The organism is Alphaproteobacteria bacterium (genome assembly GCA_041396705.1).
Lineage (GTDB): Bacteria > Pseudomonadota > Alphaproteobacteria > CALKHQ01 > CALKHQ01 > CALKHQ01.
In genome coordinates this window covers 206750-228630 of sequence record JAWKYB010000003.1, presented here as the reverse complement: position 1 = coordinate 228630, position 21881 = coordinate 206750, and the positions used below count along the sequence as shown (strand labels likewise).

At 71.7% G+C, this 21881-nt stretch carries 20 protein-coding genes; 8 read left to right on the top strand and 12 right to left on the bottom strand.

Going from position 1 to position 21881, the window contains the following annotated elements; translation table 11 throughout:
* Position 1: 1 nt before the first annotated feature.
* Complete coding sequence (locus tag R3F55_04400; protein ID MEZ5666672.1) at positions 2 to 1204, bottom strand: YeeE/YedE family protein; 1203 nt, start codon at positions 1202 to 1204, stop codon at positions 2 to 4.
* 241 nt (positions 1205 to 1445) lie between these two features.
* On the opposite strand from R3F55_04400, the gene R3F55_04395 reads away from it, so the two are divergent.
* A complete protein-coding gene (locus R3F55_04395; protein ID MEZ5666671.1) occupies positions 1446 to 2831 on the top strand; it encodes a tetratricopeptide repeat protein in 1386 nt (461 codons plus the stop codon).
* A 48-nt stretch (positions 2832 to 2879) separates the two neighbouring features.
* A complete protein-coding gene (locus R3F55_04390) occupies positions 2880 to 3356 on the top strand; it encodes a DUF302 domain-containing protein (GenBank protein MEZ5666670.1) in 477 nt (158 codons plus the stop codon).
* Between the two features lie 5 nt (positions 3357 to 3361).
* Here R3F55_04390 and R3F55_04385 read toward each other — a convergent pair whose 3' ends face one another.
* Both R3F55_04385 and R3F55_04380 read right to left on the bottom strand, forming a co-directional pair.
* Positions 3362 to 4681: an OpgC domain-containing protein gene (locus tag R3F55_04385; protein MEZ5666669.1), complete on the bottom strand. Its 1320-nt coding sequence runs from the start codon at positions 4679 to 4681 to the stop codon at positions 3362 to 3364.
* Positions 4665 to 6281 (bottom strand): thiamine pyrophosphate-binding protein, encoded by a 1617-nt coding sequence (locus R3F55_04380; protein ID MEZ5666668.1) that lies wholly within the window; start codon positions 6279 to 6281, stop codon positions 4665 to 4667. Before R3F55_04380 ends, R3F55_04385 begins: the two co-directional genes overlap by 17 nt.
* 251 nt (positions 6282 to 6532) lie before the next feature.
* Between R3F55_04380 and R3F55_04375 the strand changes: the two genes are divergently transcribed.
* Positions 6533 to 7063 (top strand): YHS domain-containing (seleno)protein, encoded by a 531-nt coding sequence (locus tag R3F55_04375; protein MEZ5666667.1) that lies wholly within the window; start codon positions 6533 to 6535, stop codon positions 7061 to 7063.
* 43 nt (positions 7064 to 7106) lie between these two features.
* Here R3F55_04375 and R3F55_04370 read toward each other — a convergent pair whose 3' ends face one another.
* From R3F55_04370 to uraH, 9 genes are all read right to left on the bottom strand, one after another.
* On the bottom strand, positions 7107 to 8294 hold the full coding sequence (locus tag R3F55_04370; protein ID MEZ5666666.1) for a urate hydroxylase PuuD: 1188 nt from the start codon (positions 8292 to 8294) through the stop codon (positions 7107 to 7109).
* A gap of 26 nt (positions 8295 to 8320) precedes the next feature.
* Positions 8321 to 9454 carry a cysteine desulfurase family protein gene (locus R3F55_04365; protein MEZ5666665.1) on the bottom strand — a complete coding sequence of 378 codons (1134 nt, stop codon included), beginning with the start codon at positions 9452 to 9454 and terminating at the stop codon, positions 8321 to 8323.
* 62 nt (positions 9455 to 9516) lie between these two features.
* On the bottom strand, positions 9517 to 10440 hold the full coding sequence (locus R3F55_04360; GenBank protein ID MEZ5666664.1) for an ABC transporter permease: 924 nt from the start codon (positions 10438 to 10440) through the stop codon (positions 9517 to 9519).
* A complete protein-coding gene (locus tag R3F55_04355) occupies positions 10440 to 11516 on the bottom strand; it encodes an ABC transporter permease (GenBank protein ID MEZ5666663.1) in 1077 nt (358 codons plus the stop codon). Before R3F55_04355 ends, R3F55_04360 begins: the two co-directional genes overlap by 1 nt.
* Positions 11513 to 13048: an ABC transporter ATP-binding protein gene (locus R3F55_04350; GenBank protein ID MEZ5666662.1), complete on the bottom strand. Its 1536-nt coding sequence runs from the start codon at positions 13046 to 13048 to the stop codon at positions 11513 to 11515. Before R3F55_04350 ends, R3F55_04355 begins: the two co-directional genes overlap by 4 nt.
* The gene (xdhC, locus tag R3F55_04345) at positions 13045 to 14031 is read right to left on the bottom strand and encodes a xanthine dehydrogenase accessory protein XdhC (protein MEZ5666661.1); all 987 of its coding nucleotides are present in this window, start codon (positions 14029 to 14031) and stop codon (positions 13045 to 13047) included. The genes R3F55_04350 and xdhC overlap by 4 nt, the downstream gene beginning before the upstream one ends.
* The gene (gene xdhB, locus R3F55_04340) at positions 14028 to 16376 is read right to left on the bottom strand and encodes a xanthine dehydrogenase molybdopterin binding subunit (protein MEZ5666660.1); all 2349 of its coding nucleotides are present in this window, start codon (positions 16374 to 16376) and stop codon (positions 14028 to 14030) included. Before xdhB ends, xdhC begins: the two co-directional genes overlap by 4 nt.
* The gene (xdhA, locus tag R3F55_04335; GenBank protein ID MEZ5666659.1) at positions 16373 to 17854 is read right to left on the bottom strand and encodes a xanthine dehydrogenase small subunit; all 1482 of its coding nucleotides are present in this window, start codon (positions 17852 to 17854) and stop codon (positions 16373 to 16375) included. The genes xdhB and xdhA overlap by 4 nt, the downstream gene beginning before the upstream one ends.
* 3 nt (positions 17855 to 17857) lie before the next feature.
* Positions 17858 to 18211 (bottom strand): hydroxyisourate hydrolase, encoded by a 354-nt coding sequence (uraH, locus tag R3F55_04330; protein ID MEZ5666658.1) that lies wholly within the window; start codon positions 18209 to 18211, stop codon positions 17858 to 17860.
* A gap of 164 nt (positions 18212 to 18375) precedes the next feature.
* Here uraH and puuE point away from each other — a divergent pair, with 164 nt between their 5' ends.
* The 5 genes from puuE (at position 18376) to R3F55_04305 (ending at position 21871) form a co-directional block, all read left to right on the top strand.
* A complete protein-coding gene (gene puuE / locus R3F55_04325) occupies positions 18376 to 19290 on the top strand; it encodes an allantoinase PuuE (GenBank protein ID MEZ5666657.1) in 915 nt (304 codons plus the stop codon).
* Positions 19280 to 19789 carry a 2-oxo-4-hydroxy-4-carboxy-5-ureidoimidazoline decarboxylase gene (gene uraD / locus R3F55_04320; GenBank protein MEZ5666656.1) on the top strand — a complete coding sequence of 170 codons (510 nt, stop codon included), beginning with the start codon at positions 19280 to 19282 and terminating at the stop codon, positions 19787 to 19789. Before puuE ends, uraD begins: the two co-directional genes overlap by 11 nt.
* Positions 19786 to 20799, top strand: coding sequence for an allantoicase (alc, locus tag R3F55_04315; GenBank protein MEZ5666655.1), 1014 nt, complete (start codon positions 19786 to 19788; stop codon positions 20797 to 20799). Before uraD ends, alc begins: the two co-directional genes overlap by 4 nt.
* On the top strand, positions 20799 to 21305 hold the full coding sequence (locus R3F55_04310; protein MEZ5666654.1) for an ureidoglycolate lyase: 507 nt from the start codon (positions 20799 to 20801) through the stop codon (positions 21303 to 21305). Before alc ends, R3F55_04310 begins: the two co-directional genes overlap by 1 nt.
* A gap of 83 nt (positions 21306 to 21388) precedes the next feature.
* On the top strand, positions 21389 to 21871 hold the full coding sequence (locus tag R3F55_04305; GenBank protein ID MEZ5666653.1) for an MgtC/SapB family protein: 483 nt from the start codon (positions 21389 to 21391) through the stop codon (positions 21869 to 21871).
* Positions 21872 to 21881: the final 10 nt, after the last annotated feature.

Below are 21881 nucleotides of genomic sequence, written 5' to 3'. Positions count from 1 at the left end.
GCTACAGCCGGAACCAGGGGCGCAGGCGCACGCCGACGGCGTTGCCGGCGAATGCCGCCACCAGCCAGACCCAGCCGTGCAGGCTGCCGGAAGCGAGGCCGCTGAAATAGGCACCGATGTTGCAGCCATAGGCCAGCCGTGCGCCGTAGCCCAGCATCAGCCCGCCGAGCACCGCCGCGGCGAGCGAGCGCGCGGGAATGCGCAGCGAGGGCGCGAACCGCCCGGCCAGCCCCGCCGCCATGAACGCGCCGACGATGATGCCGAAGTTCATCACCGAGGTGGTGTCGGCGAACGGTCCGGCGTCGATGCGGCCGGCCTGGTTCGCCCAGTAGGGCCAGTCCCGCACCGGGATGCCGACGGCGTCGAACAGCTGCGCCCCCCACAGCGCGAAGGCCGAGGTGATGCCCCAGGGCCGGCCGGTCAGCGCCAGGGTGGCGAAATTGAGCAGCGCCAGCAGCACCGCGCCCAGCAGCAGCGGCCACGGCCCCTGCAGCAGCCGGCCGAGCCCCCGGCGCGCCGGCTGCGGCGGCCGCGCGACGCTGCCGTGGCGGCGCTTCTCCAGCCACCGGGTGACAATGGCGATGGCGGCAAAGACGGCCAGGTTGGCCGCCAGCGCCGCCGGCCAGCCGGCCGCACGCAGCAGCGACACCGGACCCAGGCTCGGCAGGGTCCGCCACCAGGGCAGGTGTGCGGTCGCGACGACGGAGCCGACGATGAAGAAGGCCAGCGTCACCACCATGCGCGCGTTGCCGCCGCCGGCGGTGAACAGCGTGCCGCTGGCGCAGGCGCCGCCCAGCTGCATGCCGATGCCGAACACGAAGGCGCCGATCATCACCGCCGTGCTGGCCGGGTTGACGAAGCCGCCGACCTGGCGGCCGAACAGCGTGCCTTCGGCCAGCACCGGGAAGAACAGCGCCACGGCGATGGCCAGCATCAGCATCTGCGCCCGCAGGCCGTCGCCGCGCCGCTCGACGATGAAACGGCGCCACGCCGCGGTGAAGCCGAAGGCGGCGTGGTACAGGGTCAGGCCCAGCGCGGCACCCAATGCGAGCTGCGCCGCGCGGCGCCAGTCATAGGCCTGGTCCAGCGCCAGCGCGCCGCCGGCCAGCAGCGCGGCGCCGACTGCCGCCGCCGCCAGGCTCGCCGCCGGCAGGCCGGCAAGCAGGCCCGGCGCGCGGCCGATATTCTCCGTCGCAGTCGACATGCCGACCCGTCGTCATCCGTATCCGCGCGTCAGGCATAGCACTTGCTTGCCCTGCCGCCCATGGCCAGACCGCGTCAGATCGCGCCCGCAGGCGTCACTTTGTCGTCACGGCGGTGTGACAACTGTTGCTTTCCATTCAGCGCTTTACGCGGGCTTAACTGGCATTGGCCCGGCCGCCGGGCCATAGGGGGCGGCCGGTGCGCGGGCGCGACCGCCAGGGCAAGGACGGGATGGCAGGACGTTGAGCGAGATTTTCCACGACAGCCGCGGCCTGGCGATGACCGCCGCCAATGCCGAAGCGGTGCGCAGCTACGACGCTTTCGTCACCCGCTTCATGGCCCATGGCGCCGACGCGGCGCCGCGGCTGAAGACGGTGACCGACGCCGACCCCGACCTGCTGCTCGGCCACTGCGCGCGTGGATTCTGCGCGCTGATCCTCGGCCGGCAGGAGCTGCGAGGCGCCGCCCGCGAATCGCTTGCCGTCGCGCGCCGGGTGCTGGCCGAGCGCGGCGGCACCGCGCGCGAGCGGATCTACGTCGAGGCGCTGGCCATCTTCTGCGACGGCTGGTTCGCCAGCGCCGCCAACCGGCTGGCCGACGCGCTCGACCGGTGGCCGCTGGACGGCTATGCCGCCAAGCTGGTCCACGGCATCCGCTTCATGATCGGCGACCCCGCCGGCATGCGCCGCTCGACCACGGCGTTGCTGCCGGCCTGGACCGACGACGTGCCGGGCGCCGGCTATCTGAACGGCTGCCATGCCTTCGGGCTGGAGGAGACCGGCGACCTGGCCGATGCCGAACGCATCGGCTGCCATGCGCTGGACCTCGCCCACGACGACGCCTGGGCCTTCCACGCGGTCGCCCATGTCTACGAGGCGCGCGACGATGCGCGCGGCGGCTTGGACTGGCTCGACAGCGGCGCGGCCGACATCGCCGGCACCGGCAACCTCGCCTATCACATCGCCTGGCACAGGGCTTTGTTCCTGCTTGATTTCAATGAGTTCGACGGCGTTCTTTCGGTCTATGACGAGAAGGTGCGGGCCAACCGGACCGACGATTTCCGCGACCTGACCAACGGCATCTCGCTGCTGGTGCGGCTGCAGGCCGAGGGTGTCGACGTCGGCCATCGCTGGGACGAGCTGGTCGAGAAGTGCGTGCGCCGGGCTGAGGACACCACCCTCGGCTTCGCCGCCCTGCACTACCTGATGGCGCTGGTCGCCAACGACCGCTGGCCGGAGGCGGACCGCATGATCGCCGCCATGCAGCGGGCGACCCGGGCCGCCGGCGACCAGGCGCCGGTCTTCGCTTCCGCCGCCCTGCCCTATGGGCAAGCCTATTGTGCCGGGGCGCGCAACCCGGCCGACCTTGGCACGGCGCGGGCGCTGGCGGCGACGTTGGACGCCCTGCCGATGCTGGGCGGCAGCCATGCCCAGCGCGACGTGTTCGTGCGCCAGCTCATCGACCGCACGGCCGCCGCCGGCGCCGACGAGCTCTGCCGACGCCTGCTGCAGGTGCGGCTGGCGCGCCGGCCGGTCAACGCCTGGGCGCTCGGCCGCCTGGCGCGCCTGCAGGACGCCGCGGGCGACGCGGCCTTCCCCGGACGGACCGTGCCGCACGCCGCCGAATAGGCGGCGACCCGGCCGCGCAGGCGGCCCGAACAAGCAAGGGAGGAAATCATGACCCGCGCCATGCTGGCCGCCATCGGCCTGTCCATTGCCGTCGGCGGAGCGGCCCAGGCCGACCCGGCCGACTATCCCTATCCGGGAATCGTCGAGATCGAGACGCCGCACGGCTTCGATGCCCTCTACGACCGTATGGTCGCGGCGATCGAGGCGCACGAGATGCTGGTGCTGGCCAAGCCGAGCGCCAGCCGCGGCGCCGCCGGGCGCGGCATCGAGATTCCGGGCAATGCGGTGATCGAGACCTATCGCAACGACTTCGCCGTGCGCATGCTCGAGGCCAGCATTCCCGCCGGCATCGAGGCGCCGCTGCGCTATTACCTGACCGAGAATGCCGACGGCACCGCGCGCATCACCTACCGCCAGCCCTCGGCCGTGTTCGCGCCCTATGGCAGCGCCGCGCTGGACAGCATGGCCGGCGAACTCGACGCGATTCTGGCCGCGATCGCCGCCGACGCCGCCGCGACCGACTGAGCCGGCTACTCGGCGGGGCTCGGCGCCCGTTCCGGCGGCGTGGCCGGCGCGGGCGCTGCCGCATGCGCCGGGGCATGCTGCGGCGCCGGCTGGCGCTTCACCGCCTTCCACGGCGATTTCTGCAGCCAGCCGAGCAGATAGGCCAGACCGACCAGCATCCCGATCCAGAACAGGTTGACCAGCACCACCTGCCAGGTCGGGATGTCCCAGTGATTGGTGTTGATCTGGTCGAGCATGATGCCGGCCAGCTGCGAGAACACCATGCCGAACAGGAACACCGGCAGCGACTGACGGCCGCACTGCGAGATCATCGCGCCGAGCCCGGTCTTCAGCTTGTGCTCGCGTCCGTGCAGCACGGTGACGGTGATGTAGGCCAGCGCCAGGAAGTGGGCGTAGCGTGCGATCCACAGGTTGGTCTTGGCGAAGGCCGGCTGGTCGTCGACCGACTTGGCGTAGAACAGGTCCCAGAAGCTGCCGAATGCCGGCCAGTCCTCGATCAGCGCGTTGCGCCACTGCCAGTGGCCGAGCGGAATGCACAGCAGCACATAGGCGATGGCCACGCCCATCAGCGGCCATGAGAAGCGCGGCGGCTTGAGCCAGCCGATCGCCAGCGCGAAGCCGGTGAAGAAGATCAGCTGCCAGCCGAACGGGTTGAAGAACCACCGCCGGTCCGATTCCGGCCGGACCTCGGCCGGCGGCTGGATCTCGCCGGGCAGGTCGCCGATCGCGGTCACCCAGTTGTAGGCATACAGCGCCACGCAGAAACCGAGCGCCAGCCAGGGGTGGATGCGACCCAGCCCCATGAACACCGGCATCAGCAGCAGGATGACGATGTACATCGGCAGGATGTCGAAATAGTTCGGCACGTAATGCAGCGTGAACAGGCCGACGATCGCGTCGGTGCCGTGCTCGAAGAAGTAGCCGAGGTTGAGGAAGCCGACATAGTCGCGGGTGTCGAACAGCTTGTTGGCCGCGGCCAGCAGCATGGCCAGGAAGAAGAACAGCAGCAGGTGGCCGACATAGACCTGCCAGGTGCGGAACAGGGTCCGCGCCGTGCCCAGTGTCCAGCTGACCTTGAGGTAGACGCCGCCGAAGGCGATGCCAGCGGCATAGCCGGACATGAACACGAACATCTCGGTCGCGTCGGACAGGCCCCAGCGGGCCGGGATGATGCGCGCGACCTCGTTGGCCGGGATGTGGGCGATCAGGATGATGACGAAGGCCAGCCCGCGGAAGAAATCTACCCGCGGGTCGCGCCCCTGCAGTGCGTGTACCGGGGCGTGGGCGACGTGGCCCCTGGCGGTCGGCCTAGAAGGCGTCGTCATAGTCGCGTCCGTCGATGTCGCAGGCGATCACGGTGAAACGGTCGCGGCGGCCGAGCGCGGCATCGATTTCGCGCGCCAGCGCGCCGGCATCCGCCACCCGGGCGCCATGGCCGCCCAGCGCGCCGGCGACCGCGGCGAAGTCGGTGGCGCCGAAGTCGACGGCCAGGTCGGCGAAGCCGCTGCGCCGTTGCTTCAGTGCGATCATCGCCAGCGAGCGGTCGGCCAGCACGATCACGATCACCGGCAGCTTCAGGTCGCGCGCGGTGGCGAGCTCGCCCAGCACCATCTCCAGCCCGGCGTCGCCGACGAAGGCGACCGCCGGCCGGTCCGGCGCGGCCAGCTTGGCGCCGATGGCCAGCGGCACGGCACAACCCATGGTGCACAGCGCGCTCGACTGCAGCAGCGTGCGCGGCGCCGGGCAGCGCCACATCTGGCTGAGCAGGATGCGGTGCGCGCCGCTGTCGGCAGTGGCGACCGTGTCGGCCGGCAGGCTGGCGCGCGCGGTGGCGAACACCTGGTGCGGGCCCCAGCGCTGCGGCACGGCGAAGGCGTCGGCCAGCTTCCGGCGCAGCGGCGCGGCATCGGGCCGGACCGACGCGTCGGCGCGGCCGCCGGCGGCCGCCAGCGCTTCGAGGCCGGCGGCGACGTTGCAGGCGAAGGCGATCCCGGCGCGGTGCATGCCGTGGGTGTTCGGCACCGCGGCGAACTCGACGATGCGGGCGTCGGCCGGGAACGGCGCGCGCCAGCCGGCCCGCATCTCGATCGGGTCGTAGCCGGCGAGCACGATCAGGTCGCTGTCGGCGACGAAGGGCAGCAGCAGCGCATCCGCCTTCGGCGACAACCCGGCGCCGCCGAGGGCCAGCGGGTCGGCCTCGTCGAGCATGCCCTTGGCCTTGTAGGTGGTGATCAGCGGCACCGCGTGGCGCCGGGCGAAGCCGGCGACGGCCGCGGCCGAGCCGTCGTTGAGCGCGTCGACCCCGGCGATCAGCAGCGGCCGCCGGCTGTCGCGAAACCAGGCCCGGGCCTGTTCCAGTGCCGCGCCGGGCGCCGGGCCGACCGCGGCGGGCGCGGGCCGCGGCGCCGGCTCGGGACCCGCCGCGGCCTGGGCGACGCCGATCGGCACGTCGAGGTGCACCGGGCCGGGCTGGCCGTCGGTGGCGATGGCGATGGCCTTGTCGACGATCGCGCCGACCGCGCCGTCAACCGCTGTCAGGCTGGCCTTGGTGATCGGGCGCAGCAGCGCGCTGTGGTCGAACACCTGGTGGGTATAGGTGGCGGCGTCGGCGGGGTCGACGCAGCCGGTCAGGAACAGCATCGGCACGCGGTCCTGCCAGGCATTGGCGACGACGTTGACCGCATTGGCGACGCCGGGGCCGAGGGTGGCGAACAGCACCGCCGGCGCGCCGGTCATGTGCTGCACGCCCTCGCCTATGAAGCCGCCGGCATTCTCGTGCTTGACCAGCACGACGCGCAGCCCGGCCGCGGCCAGGGCGTCGCACAGCGTCAGCACCTCGCCGCCGGGAATGCCGAAGGCGTGCCGGCAGCCGGCGGCGGCGAGGCGCCGGGCGATCAGGTCGGCATTGCGCAGCGGTTGCGGCATCGTCGGTGGCTCTCCGGGCGTCGGCGCTGGGACATCGGAGCGATAGATCGCGGGAAACGCGCCTGTGCCAGACACGGATTCTCACGTGTGCGTTGGCGGACGGGTGGCTGAGTAGGCCGCGGCCGGGCCGATGTCAACGCGGCCGGCGGACGTCACGAACGACGCACGCGAGCTTGATGGCCGGTGATTTGTCGGGCCGCGGCCGGCGGACATATGAGCGACATAACCCGAGCGATAAGGAGGTTCCACCGATGACCCGCTCCATCCCGTCCGCCATCGTCGCCCTCGGCCTGTCCGCCGCAATTTCGGTCCCCGCGCTGGCCGGCGAGCAATATGTCGACGAGACCGGCTTTGCCGTCAGCGGCTACGACGTCGTCGCCTATTTCGACCTCGACCAGGCGGCGGTCGGCCAGCAGCAGCCGGCGCCGGTGGCCGGCAGCAAGGCCTTCACCGCGGAGTACAACGGCGCCACCTGGGCGTTCGCCAGCGCCGAGAACCGCGACCGCTTCGCCGCCGATCCGGCCGCCTTCGCGCCGGCCTATGACGGCCATTGCGCCTATGGCGTGGCACAGGGCGGCAAGGTACCGGCCAACCCGTCGCTGTGGCGCATCGTCGACGGTCGCCTCTACCTGAACATCACCCCGCAGGTGGTCGAGTTCTGGAACGAGGACATCTCCGGCAACATCCAGCAGTCGGAGGTCAACTGGTCGGATATCGAGCGCGATCCGGCGGCCACCACCGCCGTGCCGCAGTTCGACATCTCCGCCGCCCCGCACAGCTGAGCGGGAAGGACTGGCGCGCGGCCGGACGCCCTGCCCGGCCGCGCTAGTCCTGCCGCGCCCCGGCCTCGTACCAGCCGACGATCGTTGCGCGTTCGGTTTCGGTCAGCCCGGTCAGGTTGCCGGGCGGCATCACCCCGGTCGAAACCTGGCTGAATACCTTGTCGCGCGCCGCATAGAACTGGGCGGCGGTGTCGAACATCATGCCGGCAGGCGCGACCTGGAAGTTGGGATCGGTCGGATTGGCGGAATGACAGGCGGTGCAGCGCTGCTGCGCCACCGCGAACACGTCGGCCAGCACCAGCTCCTGCGGGTCGTCGACCGCGACCCGGTCTGGCCGCCAGGCGGAAAAGGCGAACATGCCGGCCACCAGCACGGCGGCGACCGCCCACAGCCAGTCCAGCCGCCGGCCGGTCAGGTGCTTGACGTTGAACCAGTGCCGGATCACGCCGCCGGTGATGCCGATGGCGATCAGCAGCGCCCAGTTGTACGGATGGCCGGTGACCATCGGATAGTGGTTGCTGACCATCATGAACAGCACCGGCAGCGTCAGGTAGTTGTTGTGCACCGAGCGCTGCTTGGCCTGCTTGCCGAGCGCCGGATCGGGCTTGCGGCCGGCGATCAGGTCGGCCACCACCTTGCGCTGGTTCGGGATGATCACCATGAACACGTTGGCGACCATCAGGGTGCCGATCAGCGCGCCGGTGTGGATGAAGGCTCCGCGCCCGCCGAACACCTTGGTGTAGCCCACCGCGACCGCGGCCAGCACCAGCCCGCCGCCGATCGCCAGCCAGTCGTTGTGCTCGCGCAGCGCCCGGCACATCAGGTCGTAGACGATCCAGCCGAACACCAGCGAGCCGATGCCGATCACGGTCGCGGTCATCGGAGTCAGCGCCGCCACCGCCGGGTCGATCAGATAGACGCCGGCGGAAACGTAGTAGAGCAGCACCAGCAGCGCGAAGCCGGACAGCCAGGTCGAATAGGCTTCCCACTTGAACCAGTGCAGCACCGCCGGCATCCGCGCCGGCGCCACCATGTATTTCTCGACCTTGTAGAAGCCGCCGCCGTGCACCAGCCAGGATTCGCCGGCGATGCCCTCCTGCTGCCAGCTCTCCTTGCGCAGGCTGGCATCGAGGAAGATGAAGAAGAACGACGAGCCGATCCAGGCGATGCCGGCGATCACGTGGAACCAGCGCACGATCGCGCTCAGCCAGTCTGTGATCAACGTCTCCAAGCGCGGGCTCCGGTCCGGGACGGCGGCTATTCGGCTGCCGGCCGGTCTGCGCGCACCGTTCCGATCGCGCCGGCCAGCAATGCCACCGCCCGGTCGATCTCGTCGGCGGTGGTGAAACGGCCGAGGCCGAGGCGCAGGGCGCCGAAGGATTCGCGCGGGCCCAGCCCCATCGCCTTCAGCACCGGCGACTTGCCGCCCGACGCGCAGGCGGAGCCGGTGGAGGCGGCCACCTCGGGCAGGTCGAGCAGCACCTCGGCGGCGTCGATGCCCGGCACGATCACATGCAGACAGGCCGGGTTGCTCAGGTCCGCCGGCACCGTGCGGCGGATGCCGGGCACCGCCCGGGCCAGGCCCTGCCACAGCCGCTCGCGCAGCGTCTGAAGCCGGGCGCCTTCGTCGTCGCGCATGGCGATCGCGGCACGGCAGGCGGCGCCCAGACCGGCGGCCAGCGCCACCGGCACGGTGCCGCTGCGCCGGTCGGCCTGCTGGCCGCCGCCGACGAACAGCGGCTTCAGCGCCACGCCGGCGCGCACGAACAGGGCGCCGATGCCCTGCGGGCCATAGAGCTTGTGGCCGGACAGGCTGAGCAGGTCGATCGGCGTGGTGCCGACGTCGATGCGGCCGGTGGTCAGCGCCTGGGTGGCGTCGGTGTGGAACAGGATGCCGCGGTCGCGGCAGGCGCGGGCGATGGCGTCGACGGGCTGGCGCGCCCCGGTCTCGTTGTTCACAGCCATCACCGAGACCAGCCGGGTCTCCGGCCGGAAGGCATCGGCGATCGCGTCGGCCGACACGCGGCCGTGGCCGTCGACCGCCACCACCGTCACCGTCCGGCCGCGCTCGCGCAGGTCCTCGGCGACGGCCAGCACGGCGGGATGCTCGGTCGCCACCGTGATCAGGTGGTCGCCGGGCGCGGTGGCGCCGATCAGCGCCAGGTTGTTGGATTCGGTGGCGCCGGAGGTCAGAACGATCTCCGCCGGGCTGGCGCCGATCAGCGCCGCCACCGCGGCATAGGCCTCGTCGACCGCGGCCTCGGCCAGCCGGCCCGGTGCGTTCAGGATGGCGTGCGGGTTGCCGAAGCGCGCGCCGCTGACCCAGGGCGCCATCGCCGCGATCGCCGCCGGGTCCAGCGGGGTCGTAGCCATGTGGTCGAGATAGATCATCGCCGCTCCCGGTCCGTTCCCCTCGCCGCCCGCCGCTGGAAATCCATCCGCCGCGCCGGAAGTCAACCGCGCGGATGGAACGGCAGCCCCAGGCAGGCCGGCGCGTTCAGCCGCACCTTCAGGGCATCGTGCGAGATGATCACCAGCACGATCACCGTGGCCAGATAGGGCAGCATCGAGAATAGCTGCGAGGGCACGTTGATGTTAAGCGCGCTCTGCCCGTGCAGCTCCAGCATGCGCATCGCGCCGAACAGATAGGCGCCGAGCAGCAGCCGCCACGGCCGCCAAGCGGCGAACACCACGAGCGCCAGCGCGATCCAGCCGCGGCCGGCCGACATCCCCTCCTGCCACAGCGGAGTGTAGGACAGCGACAGATGCGCGCCGGCCAGGCCGCACATCGCCCCGCCGAACGCGACGGCGCCGAAGCGGATGCCGATCACCGGATAGCCGATGGCATGGGCGGCGTCGTGGGATTCGCCGACCGCGCGCAGGATCAGGCCGGCCTTGCTGCGGTACAGGAACCACCACACCGCGCCGACCATGGCGACGGCGAGATAGACCAGAATATCGTGCGAGAACAGGATCGGGCCGATCGCCGGCAGGTCGCTGATGCCGGGGATGTCGAGCCCGGGCAGGCCGTCATAGGCCCGGCCGACATAGGCCTCGCCGATCAGCGCGCTGGCGCCGACGCCGAAGATGGTCAGCGCCAGCCCGGTCGCCACCTGGTTGGCCAGCGTGACCAGCGTCAGCACGGCGAAGATCAGCGACACCAGCAGCCCGCCGGCCAGGCCGGCGACGATGCCGATCAGCCCGCTGCCGGTCTCCATGGTCGCGACGAAGGCGCAGACCGCGCCGATCAGCATCATGCCCTCGACACCGAGATTGAGCACGCCGGAGCGCTCGACCACCAGCTCGCCGGCCGCGGCGAAGATCAGCGGCGTCGAGGCCGCGATGGTGGTGACGATGACCTGGACCAGGATGTCCATCAGCCCTGTCCAATCCTGGACGGAAGCCACAGCCTGACCCGGTAGCGGATCAGCAGGTCGCAGCCCAACAGGAAGAACAGCAGCATGCCCTGGAACACGCCGGTTACCGCCAGCGGCATGCCGACCACGATCTGCGCGTTCTCGCCGCCGATATAGCTGAGCGCGATGACGATGCCGGCAATGCACACGCCGACCGGATGCAGCCGGCCGAGATAGGCGACGATGATCGCGGTGAAGCCGTAGCCGGGCGAGATCGCGTCGTTGAGCTGGCCGATCGGGCCGGCCACCTCGATCGCGCCGGCAAGCCCGGCCAGCCCGCCGCTGAGCAGCAGCGTGATCCAGACCATGCGAGTCTGGCTGAAGCCGGCATAGCGGGCGGCTTGCGGCGCCTGACCGATCACCCGCACCTGGAAGCCGAACAGGCTGGACGACATCGCCAGCCAGGCCGCCAGCACGACGGCGAGGCCGATCACCGCGCCGAAGTGCAGCCGGGTCCCGTCCAGGATCGGGCCGAGCCTGGCGGCCTCATGGAAGATGCGCGACTGCGGAAAGCCATAGCCCTCCGGATCGCGCAGCGGGCCGTAGATCATGATGCTGACCACCAGTACGGCGATGTAGGTCAGCATCAGGCTCGACAGGATCTCGTTGACGTTGAAGCGGGTCTTCAGCAGCGCCGGGATCGCCGCATAGGCCGCGCCGCTGGCCGCGCCGGCGGCGAACATCAGCACCAGCAGCCCGGGCACGTCCTCGTCCCAGAACGCCAGCGCGACCGCGCCGCCGCCCAGCGCGCCCATCAGCAGCTGGCCCTCGGCGCCGATGTTCCAGACACCGGCGCGGAAGCCGATGGCGAGGCCGATGCCGATCAGCACCAGCGGCGTGCCTTTCACCGCCAGTTCGCCCAGCATGTAGCGGCTTTCCAGCGGCGTGACGAAGAACTGGTACAGCGCCTCGCCGGCCGGATAGCCCAGCGCCCAGAACAGCGCGGCACCGGCCAGCACGGTCAGGATCACCGCCAGCACCGGCGTGCCGAACGACCAGGCGCGCGACGGCGCCGGGCGCGGTTCCAGCCGGATCATGGCGCGGCCTCCGCCGCCTGCGCGGTGCCGCCGTGGACGCCGCCCATCAGCAGGCCCAGGCCCTCGACCGTCACCGCCCCGGTCGGCTGCGGTTCGGACAGGTGGCCGACGTTGATCACGGCGATGCGGTCGCTGATCTCCATCAGCTCGTCGAGATCCTGGGAGATGACCACGACGGCCGCACCCCGTTCGGCGAGCGCGCGCAGCGCCCGCCGGATGGCGCTGGCGGCGCCGGCGTCAACCCCCCAGGTCGGCTGCGAGGCGACCAGCACCGCCGGGTCCTGCAGCACCTCGCGGCCGACGACGTATTTCTGCAGGTTGCCGCCGGACAGGCTGGCCGCCGCCGCGCCGATGCCGGCGGTGCGCACGTCGAACCGCTCGACCACCGAGCGGGCATAGTTGCGCGCAGGCGCCATCCGGATCAGCCCGCCGGCGACCAGTTTCATCGGCGCATAGCCGGTCAGCACGGCATTCTCGGTCAGGTCCATCGCCGGCACGGCGGCGTGGCCCAGCCGCTCCTCCGGCACCACGGCAAGGCCCAGCTCGCGGCGCTTGCGCGGTCCCAGCCGGCCGATCGGCCGGTCGGCGAACACGATCTCGTCCGCGCGCTGGCACAGCGTCTCGCCGCACAGCGCGCGCAGCAGCTCGACCTGGCCGTTGCCGGCGACCCCGGCAATGCCCAGGATCTCGCCCGGCCGGATGTCGAGCGTGATCGCCTGCAGGTCGATGCCGAAGCGGTCCTCGCTGCGGACCGAGAGCCCGCGCAGCGACAGCACCGGCGCCGCCGTCGACGGCTCGCCATGGGTTCCCGGCGGGGCCAGCTCGTCGCCGATCATCATCTGCGCCAGACTGGCCGTGCTCTCCTGGCGCGGATCGCAATTGGCGACCACGCGGCCCTGCCGCAGGATCGTCGCCGTCTCGCACAGGTCCTTGATTTCCTGCAACTTGTGGCTGATGTACAGGATTGCGCGCCCCTCCGCCGCCAGGGTGCGCAGGGTGCGGAACAGCTCGGTCACCTCCTGCGGCGTCAGCACCGAGGTCGGCTCGTCCATGATCAGCAGCTGCGGGTCCTGCAGCAGGCAGCGCACGATCTCGATGCGCTGGCGCTCGCCCACCGACAGCGCATGGACCTCGCGCGATGGATCCAGAGGCAGGCCGTAGCTTCTTGAAATATCGACGATCTCGCGGGCCAGCGCCCGTGTCGCCCCTCGGCCCGGCAGACCCAGCGCCACGTTCTCAAGCACCGTCAGCCCGTCGAACAGCGAGAAATGCTGGAACACCATGCCGATGCCGAGCCGGCGCGCGGCGTTGGGGTTGACGATGTGCACCGGCGCGCCGCGCCAGCGGATCTCGCCCGCGTCGGCGTCGACGATGCCGTAGATCGTCTTGACCAGGGTGGACTTGCCGGCGCCGTTCTCGCCGAGCAGGGCGTGGATCTCGCCGGGCAGCACGGTCAGGTCGACCGCGTCGTTGGCCAGGCACCCGGGATACTGCTTGGTGATGCCGCGCATGGCGAGCAGCGGCTCGGTCATGACGCGGCCCGCAGGCTGGCGTCGGGTTCGCGCGTCGCCGCCCGGCGCTCGAGCCGCATCAGCAGGTCGGCGGCGACCGAGGCGGCGATCACCGCCGGGTCCTTGCCGCCGATGCCGGGCAGGCCGATCGGGCAGCTCACCCGCGCGATCCGGTCGTCGGTCAGGCCATAGGCACGCGCCCATTTGACGAAGCGGGCATGCTTGGTGTCGGAGCCGATCAGGCCGATATAGCCGATATCCTCGCGCAGCAGCGCCGCCCGGCAGATGCGGTAGTCGAGCGCGTGGGTGTGGCTCATCACCAGGACGAAGGCGCCCTCGGCCAGCGCCGCCACCTCGCGTTCGGGAACCGCGGAAGTGATACAGGCGACGCCGGGCTCGGGCGGCACCGGGAACTGGCCCGGCCGGTCGTCGATCCAGGTGACGCGGAACGGCAGCGGCGCCACCGCGCGCACGACGGCACGTCCGACATGGCCGGCCCCGAACACGGCGAGCGGCTGGCGCGGCCGGTGTGCGGGCTGGACCAGGCAACGCCGGCCGTCCGTGCCGCGGACGACGGCCGCGCGGGTGTCGTTGAAGGCGGACCCGCCCAACAGCGTCGCCAGGCCGCCGCGGTCGACCAGGCGCCGATCGACCCGCGGTTCCAGGGCGGTGACGAAGGCAATGCCGTCGCGCGCGTCGAGCGTCAGCGGCAGCCGCTCGAACAGCAGCTCGACCCGGCCGCCGCAGCACTGGCCGAGCTCCGGGCCCAGCGGGAACTGCGCCGCCTCGGCACCGCCCTCCTCCGCCAGCATCGCGGCCGCGCGGTGCAGCACCCGCAGCTCGAGCGCGCCGCCGCCGATGGTGCCGGCGGCGATGCGCCCGTCGCCGTCGACGATCATCGTGGTGCCGGTGCCGCGCGGCGTCGAGCCGTCGGCGGCGATCACGGTGACCAGCACGCCCGGCCGGTCGCCGAAGGCCCGGATGTCGACGAGCAGCCCGCTCATTCGGCGGCCCGGCGTGCGTCGGGTTCGGCTGCCCGGCGGCGGACGTCGTGGACGGCGGCGAGGATGCGCTCCGGCGTCGCCGGCGCGTCCAGGCGCGGCGGCACCCGGTGGCCGCCGACGCTGGCGACCGCGTCCGACAGGGCCAGCCAGGCGGAGATCGCCAGCATCAGCGGCGGCTCGCCCACCGCCTTCGACCGGTGGACGGTCTCCTCGCGGTTGGCGATGCCCGCGGCCAGCCGGACGTTGAACGCCGGCGGCCGGTCGCTGCAGGCCGGGATCTTGTAAGTCGATGGTGCGTGGGTACGCAGCCGGCCGGTCTCGTCGAACCACAGCTCCTCGGTGGTCAGCCAGCCCAAGCCCTGGATGAAGCCGCCCTCGACCTGGCCCAGGTCGACCGCCGGATTCAGCGAGCGGCCGACGTCGTGCAGGATGTCGACCCTGAGGATGCGGTTCTCGCCGGTGCGCGTGTCGATCACCGCTTCGCTGACCGCCGCGCCATAGGCGAAATAGTAGAACGGCCGGCCGCGCGCCGCCGCCCGGTCCCAGTGGATTTTCGGCGTGCGGTAATAGCCGGTCGCAGACAGCGAGACGCGGGCGAGATAGGCGGCGGCCGCCAGTTCGGCGAACGACCAGCACATGTCGCCGGCCTCGATGCGGTCGTGGCTCCAGCGCACCGCCGCGGGCGCGACGCCGGCATGGTCCGCGGCGAAGGCGGCCAGCCGCTCGCGGATCGTCGTCGCCGCGGCCAGCGCCGCCATGCCGTTCATGTCCGAGCCCGACGAGGCGGCGGTGGCCGAGGTGTTCGGCACCTTGTCGGTGGAGGTCGCGGTGATCCGCACCCGGCCGATGTCGATCATCAGCGCGTCGGCCACCACCTGCGCCACCTTGACGTTGAGCCCCTGGCCCATCTCGGTGCCGCCGTGGTTCAGGTGCACGCTGCCGTCGGTGTAGACATGCACCAGCGCGCCGGCCTGGTTGAGGTGGGTCGTGGTGAAGGAAATGCCGAACTTCACCGGCGTCAGCGACAGCCCCTTGCGCAGCACCGGGTTGGCCGCGTTGAACGCCGCCACAGCCTGGCGGCGGCGGTGGTACTCGGCACTTTTTTCAATCTCGTCAATCAGTTCGGGGAGGATATTGTCCTCCACCTTCATGAAGTATGGCGTCTCGTCGCGGCCCTCGCCGCCATAGAGGTTGATGCGGCGCACTGCCAGCGGGTCGCGGCCGAGCGCCAGCGCGATGTCGTCGATCACCCGCTCGATGCCAACCATCCCCTGCGGCCCGCCGAAGCCGCGGAAGGCGGTGTTGGAGACCGTGTGCGTCTTGCAGCGGTAGGAGCGGATGCGCGCCGCCGGCAGGTAGTAGGCGTTGTCGGCGTGGAACATGGCGCGGTCGGCGATCGCCGGCGACAGGTCGGTGGACCGCCCGCAGTCGGCGGCCTGGACGAACTCGATGCCGGCGATGCGGCCGTCGTCGTCGAAGCCGACGTCGTAGTCGATGACGAAGCCGTGGCGCTTGCCGGTCATCGTCATGTCGTCGTCGCGGTCCAGCCGCAGCTTGCAGGGACGGCCGGTGGCGCGGGCGGCCAGCGCCGCGCCGGCGGCGACGAAGCTGGCCTGGCTTTCCTTGCCGCCGAAGCCGCCGCCCATGCGCCGGACCTCGGCGACCACCCGCGCGTCGGGCAATCCAAGCACGCGGGCAACCACGTGCTGGACCTCGGTCGGATGCTGGGTCGAGCTGTGCACGGTGATCTCGCCGTCCTCGCCCGGCAGGGCCAGCGCCACCTGGCCCTCCAGGTAGAAATGCTCCTGGCCGCCGATGGTCACCCGCCCCTTCAGCCGGTGCGGCGCGCCGGCCAGAGCGGCCTCGACGTCGCCCCGCCTCATCTCGTAGGGATCGGCCACATAGTGTGCCAGCCGCATCGCCTCATCGACACTCAGCACCGCCGGCAGCGGCGCATAGGCGACCTCGACCCTGCGCACGGCCAGGCGCGCGGCCTCGTAGCTTTCCGCCACCACCGCGAACACCGGCTGGCCGACATGCTCGACCACGCCCGCGGCCAGCAGCGGATCGTCGCCCGCGAACGGGCTGACGTCGTTGCGTCCGGGGATGTCGGCGGCGGTCAGCACCGCGACCACGCCCGGCATCGCCAGCGCCGCGGCGGCATCGACGCCCAGCACGCGGGCATGGGCATGGGCGCTGCCGCCGAACTGCACATGCAGCAGGCCGGCCGGCTCCGCCATGTCGTCGATATAGACCGCCGTGCCGGCGACGTGCTTGTGCGCGCTGTCGTGCGCCAGCGCGCGGCCGACGGCGCGGGCGTCGCCGCCCTGGCTCGCGCCGCTCACGCCGCCTCGCAGGCGAGCACGCTCTGCGGCCCGCCGTCGCCGGAATCCTGGCAGGCGCGCAACAGCAGGGCGCGAGCCGCCTCGCGGCGATACCAGGCGCTGGCCCGCATGTCGGTCAGCGGTTCGTAGTCGCGGTCGAGCGCCGCCAGCGCGTCGGCGATGCCCGCCTCGGTCCAGGGCCTGCCGGCCAGCGCGGCCTCGCACGCGTGCGCCCGCCGCGGGGTGCCGGCCATGCCGCCGAAGGCGACCCGTGCCGATGTCACGACGCCGTCGGCCAGGCCGATGGCGAAGGCGCCGCAGACGGCCGAGATGTCCTGGTCGAAGCGCTTGGAAATCTTGTACATGCGGAACAGGCTGCCGCCGCGCGGGCGCGGCAGAACGATCTGTTCAACGAATTCAGCTGGATGCCGGTCCTGCTTACCGTAATCTATGAAGAAATCCTCCAGCGCGATGCGCCGGCGTGCGGCGCCGCGGCGCAGCACCAGTTCGGCTCCCAGCGCGATCAGGCCCGGCGGCCCGTCGCCGATCGGCGAGCCGTTGGCGACGTTGCCGCCCAGGGTGCCGGCGTTGCGCACCTGGACCGAGCCGTAGCGGCGGAAGATCTCGCCGAAGGCCGGGTAGTCGGCGGCGATCGCCGGCGCGACATCGGCCAGCCGTGCCGCCGCGCCGATGACGATCGCATCGTCGGTCACCGCGATCCGGGCCAGGTCCGCGGCGCGGCCGGTGTGGATCACCGTCTGCGGCCGCCGCAGTTGCTTGGTTACCCACAGGCCGACGTCGGTGCCGCCGGCGAGCAGGGTCGCGTCGGGCTCGGCATCGAGCAGCGCGGCGAGGCCGTCCGCCGAGGCCGGGGCCAGCAGGCGCCGCCCGCCGCGGGACAGGCCGACCAGCGGCTCCGCCGCCATTTCGGCCAGCGCCCGCATCTGCGCCGCGTCCGGCGTGCGGCCGCTGTCGTCCGGCGCCGGCAGGTCGAACATCGCCTCGGCGGCGGCGAGGATCGGGCCATAGCCGGTGCAGCGGCACAGGTTGCCGGCCAGCGTATCGCCGATGGCGCCGCGCCCCAGGCGGGTGCCGTCGGCGAAGGCGACGAACAGCGACATCACGAAGCCGGGCGTGCAGAACCCGCACTGCGAGCCGTGCTGGGCCACCATCGCGGCCTGGACCGGATGCAGCGCGCCGTCCGCTCCCTGCAGGTCCTCCACCGTCAGCACCTGCTTGCCGTGCAGCGCGCCGACGAACTGGATGCAGGCATTGACCGCGCGATAGCGCATGCGGCCGTCCGCCGGCTCGCCCACCGCCACGGTGCAGGCGCCGCAATCGCCCTCGGCGCAGCCCTCCTTGGTGCCCTTGCGGTCGGCGCGGCCGCGCAGGAACTCCAGCAGCGTCGTCGTCGGGTCGATGTCGGCGAGCGTCACCGTTTCGCGGCCGAGCAGAAAGCGCACCGGCGCCGCGCCGCCCATGGGGTTCGCTGCGGTCACGGCTCAGCTGCCCCGGTAGGTGGAATAGCCGTAGGGCGACAGCAGCAGCGGCACGTGATAGTGCGCGTCGGCGTCGGCGATGCGGAACCTTACCGGTACCAGGTCCAGGAACGGGCCGTTCGGCCGCGGCACCCGGTTGGCGGCGAAATAGTCGCCGACCCGGAACAGGATCTCGTAGTCGCCGACCTGCATTGCCTCACCTTCCAGCAGCGGGCGGTCGACCCGGCCGTCGGCGTTGGTGGCGAAGCTGCCGAGCGCGATCAGCGCATTGTCGACGACGCGCTCGAGGCTGAGGTTGACGCCCGCTGCCGGGCAGCCCCGAGCCGTGTCCAGGATGTGCGTGGTGAGGCGGCCCATGGCGATCCACAAGATTGTGCGGCGCAATGTGATCACCCGCCCGACGCAGTGTCAAACATTCGCAACGGCCGCGATCGCACTTGCGCCTGGCGCGGAAACCGGCTTGATCGCGGGCGACGGCACGCGCAGCATGGCGGCCCGCCTTCCTTGCGATCGAGACCCGGATGACCGAATCCAGCTACCCCCGCGACCTGATCGGCTATGGCCCGAACCCGCCGCAGGCCGACTGGCCCGGCGGCGCCCGCATCGCGGTACAGTTCGTGCTGAACTACGAGGAAGGCGGCGAGAACAGCGTGCTGCACGGCGATCCGGCGTCGGAAACCTTCCTGTCGGAGATCGTCGGCGCGCTGCCGGTGCACGGCATGCGCCACGTCAGTATGGAGTCGCTGTACGACTACGGCAGCCGGGTCGGGGTCTGGCGCATCCTGAAGCTGTTCGCCCGCAAGCAGGTGCCGCTGACCATCTTCGCGGTGGGCATGGCGGCGGAGCGGCACCCGGAGGCGATCCGGGCGATGGTCGCCGACGGCCACGAGATCTGCAGCCACGGCTGGCGCTGGATCAACTACCAGTATGTGCCGGAGGCGGTGGAGCGCGACCACATCCGGCGCGCGGTCGAGGCGCTGGACCGTGCGGCCGGCGGCCCGCCGCTCGGCTGGTACACCGGCCGGACCAGCCCGAACACCCGCCGGCTGGTGGTAGAGCACGGCGGATTCCTCTACGACGCCGACGACTACAACGACGACCTGCCGCACTGGGTCGCGGTCGACGGCACGCCGCATCTGGTCGTGCCCTACACCCTGGACGTCAACGACATGCGCTTCGCCGCCATCCAGGGATTCAACTCTGGCGAGCAATATTTCAATTATCTCAAAGACTCGTTCGACGTTCTTTATGAGGAAGGTGCGGAAACGCCGCGCATGATGTCGATCGGCCTGCACTGCCGGCTGGTCGGGCGGCCCGGCCGCATCGCCGCGCTGGAGCGGTTCATCGACCACGTCCTGGCGCACGACCGCGTCTGGTGCTGCCGCCGCATCGACATCGCCCGCCACTGGCGCGCACGGCATCCCTATGCCGGCTAGGCCGAGCGCCTGCGACCGCGCCGGCTTCGTCGTGGCCTATGGCGGGGTGTGGGAGCATTCGCCCTGGATCGCCGAGGCGACGTGGGACGGCGGCATCGGCCCCGCCGAGGACGGCGCCGGCGGCCTGCACGCGGCCATGTGCGCGGTGCTCGACGCTGCCGACCGGGCGCGCCAGCAGGCGCTGATCGACGCGCATCCCGACCTCGCCGGCCGGCTGGCGGTCGCCGGCGAGCTCACCGCCGATTCGCGCCGGGAGCAGGCCTCCGCCGGGCTCGACCGCTGCACGCCGGCGGAGTTCGCGCGGTTCCAGTCGCTGAACGCGGCCTACCGCGCCCGCTTCGGCTTTCCCTTCATCATGGCGGTGAAGGGCCGGACGCGCGCCGAGATCCTCGATGCCTTCGCCCGCCGCCTCGACAACGACCGCGAGACCGAGTTCGCCACTGCGCTCGCGGAAGTGAAGAAGATCGCCCTCCTCCGGCTCCAGGACCTGCTGCCATGACCGCCACTGCCGCCCCGGCCGACATCCCCGAATTCGCCCGGCGCTATCCCAACCTGGCCGACGCCCAGCTCGGCGCGCATGCCGTCGAGGCCAGCGACGAGTTCTTCGGCGCCAAGGCACGGCTGCTGAAGCCGGAGCCGCCGGTGTTCGAGGCCGGTCGCTACGACGCCCATGGCAAGTGGATGGACGGCTGGGAGACACGACGGCGCCGCGAGCCGGGCCACGACCACTGCGTGGTGCGGCTGGCGGCGCGCGGGGTGCTGCACGGCGTCGACATCGACACGTCGCACTTCACCGGCAACTACCCGCCGGCCGCCTCGCTGGAGGCCTGCCTGTCCGACCACGAGTCGGCCGCCGACGGGGCCTGGGTGCAGATCGTACCGCACGTCGCGCTCGGGCCGAGCGCGCACCATTTCGTCGCCGTCGACCACCCGCACCCGGTCAGCCACCTGCGCCTGCACATCTGGCCCGACGGCGGCGTCGCCCGCCTGCGCGCCTATGGCAGCGTCGCCTTCGACTGGTCGGCGGTCGACCGCGACGAGCTGCTCGACCTCGGCGCGCTGCTGCACGGCGGCCGCGCGGTGGCCTGCAACGACGCCCATTTCGGCGTGCCGGTGAACATGCTGAAGCCCGGTCGCGCGCCGAACATGGGCGACGGCTGGGAGACGCGGCGGCGGCGCGAGCCCGGCTTCGACTGGTGCGTGCTGGCCCTCGGCCATCCCGGCGAGATCCGCCGCATCGAGATCGACACCAACCACTTCAAGGGCAACTTCCCGGCGCGCTGCTCGATCAACGCCGGGCTGCTGCCGCCGGGGCTGCCCGACGACGCGGCGGTGGCGCAGGCGATGCACTGGCCGGTGCTGCTGCCGGAGCAGGCGATGGCGGCCGACAGCAACCACGTGTTCGATTCGGCGATCGCCGCCCTGGGGTCGGTCAGCCACGTGCGGCTGAACCTGCACCCGGACGGCGGCGTCAGCCGTCTGCGCCTGTTCGGGCGGGCCGCCGGCTGATGGCGGGCTGGCGCATCCTCGACCCGAAGCCGCTGACCGCCGACGCCTTCGCGCCGTTCGGCGACGTGCTGGCGGTCGATCTGTCCGCGCCGGACGTCATCAACGACGGCTATACCGAGCGCTTCGCCGACCTGGCCGGCATCGACGTGGCCGAGGCCGGCGGCCGGCCGCTGGTCCACCTCTACCGCACCCGCCGGTTCGAGCTGCCGCGCAGTCTGACGATGATGGAGCGGCACCCGAAGGGCAGCCAGGCCTTCATGCCGCTGGACGCCGGCCGCTATGTGGCGGTGGTGGCGCCGGCCGATGTCGCGGCGCCCGGCCCTGACGACGTGCGCGCATTCCTGTGCGGTCCCGGCCAGGGCCTCAACCTGCGCCGTGGCGTCTGGCACCACCCGATGATGCCGGTGGACGGCCCGATGACGCTGTTCGTGATCGAGCGCGGCGCGGACGACGCCAATTGCGACATCGTCGCCCTGGCCAAGGACGCGGTGGTCGTCGGCCGCTGACGGCCCGATCCCATCCCGCCCGGGAACCGCCGGCCTCCAACGCCGTTGAATGGCAGACCGGTTCGGCTGCGACGGGCAAGCGATTGGAAACCCTGTTTTCCGCCACCACGATACCCTGGCACGACATGGCGCTGCGCCTGGGCGTGGCGGTCGCGCTCGGGGCGGTGCTCGGCATCGACCGCGAGCTGCGCAACAAACCGGCCGGCCTGCGCACCCACGTGCTTGTCGCCCTGGCCGCCGCGGCTTTCACCGTGCTGACCTTCGAGATCTTCGCCGAGTTCAAGCAGGAGGACGACCATGCCAGCCTGGACCCGATCCGCATCGTCGAGGCTGTGACCGCCGGGGTCGCCTTCCTGGCGGCGGGCGCCATCATCCAGGCGCGCGGCAACGTGCGCGGGCTGACCACCGGCGCCAGCATGTGGCTGGCCGGCGCGATCGGCACCGCCTGCGGCACCGGGCTCTACGTGCTGGCCGCGGTGACCGCCGGCATCGCGTTCGTCGTGCTGTTCGCCCTGGGTCGCTTCGAGGCCCGCGTGCTGGACCGGAACGAGACCGACGGCGGCTGAGCCGGCCGCT

Excerpts from the sequence above, each read along its gene's own strand:
- R3F55_04400 (MEZ5666672.1), bottom strand. The coding sequence starts at position 1,204 with ATGTCGACTGCGACGGAGAATATCGGCCGCGCGCCGGGCCTGCTTGCC.
- R3F55_04390 (MEZ5666670.1), top strand. The coding sequence starts at position 2,880 with ATGACCCGCGCCATGCTGGCCGCCATCGGCCTGTCCATTGCCGTCGGC.
- R3F55_04385 (MEZ5666669.1), bottom strand. The coding sequence starts at position 4,681 with ATGACGACGCCTTCTAGGCCGACCGCCAGGGGCCACGTCGCCCACGCC.
- R3F55_04380 (MEZ5666668.1), bottom strand. The coding sequence starts at position 6,281 with ATGCCGCAACCGCTGCGCAATGCCGACCTGATCGCCCGGCGCCTCGCC.
- R3F55_04375 (MEZ5666667.1), top strand. The coding sequence starts at position 6,533 with ATGACCCGCTCCATCCCGTCCGCCATCGTCGCCCTCGGCCTGTCCGCC.
- R3F55_04365 (MEZ5666665.1), bottom strand. The coding sequence starts at position 9,454 with ATGATCTATCTCGACCACATGGCTACGACCCCGCTGGACCCGGCGGCG.
- R3F55_04360 (MEZ5666664.1), bottom strand. The coding sequence starts at position 10,440 with ATGGACATCCTGGTCCAGGTCATCGTCACCACCATCGCGGCCTCGACG.
- R3F55_04355 (MEZ5666663.1), bottom strand. The coding sequence starts at position 11,516 with ATGATCCGGCTGGAACCGCGCCCGGCGCCGTCGCGCGCCTGGTCGTTC.
- R3F55_04350 (MEZ5666662.1), bottom strand. The coding sequence starts at position 13,048 with ATGACCGAGCCGCTGCTCGCCATGCGCGGCATCACCAAGCAGTATCCC.
- xdhC (MEZ5666661.1), bottom strand. The coding sequence starts at position 14,031 with ATGAGCGGGCTGCTCGTCGACATCCGGGCCTTCGGCGACCGGCCGGGC.
- uraH (MEZ5666658.1), bottom strand. The coding sequence starts at position 18,211 with ATGGGCCGCCTCACCACGCACATCCTGGACACGGCTCGGGGCTGCCCG.
- puuE (MEZ5666657.1), top strand. The coding sequence starts at position 18,376 with ATGACCGAATCCAGCTACCCCCGCGACCTGATCGGCTATGGCCCGAAC.
- uraD (MEZ5666656.1), top strand. The coding sequence starts at position 19,280 with ATGCCGGCTAGGCCGAGCGCCTGCGACCGCGCCGGCTTCGTCGTGGCC.
- alc (MEZ5666655.1), top strand. The coding sequence starts at position 19,786 with ATGACCGCCACTGCCGCCCCGGCCGACATCCCCGAATTCGCCCGGCGC.
- R3F55_04310 (MEZ5666654.1), top strand. The coding sequence starts at position 20,799 with ATGGCGGGCTGGCGCATCCTCGACCCGAAGCCGCTGACCGCCGACGCC.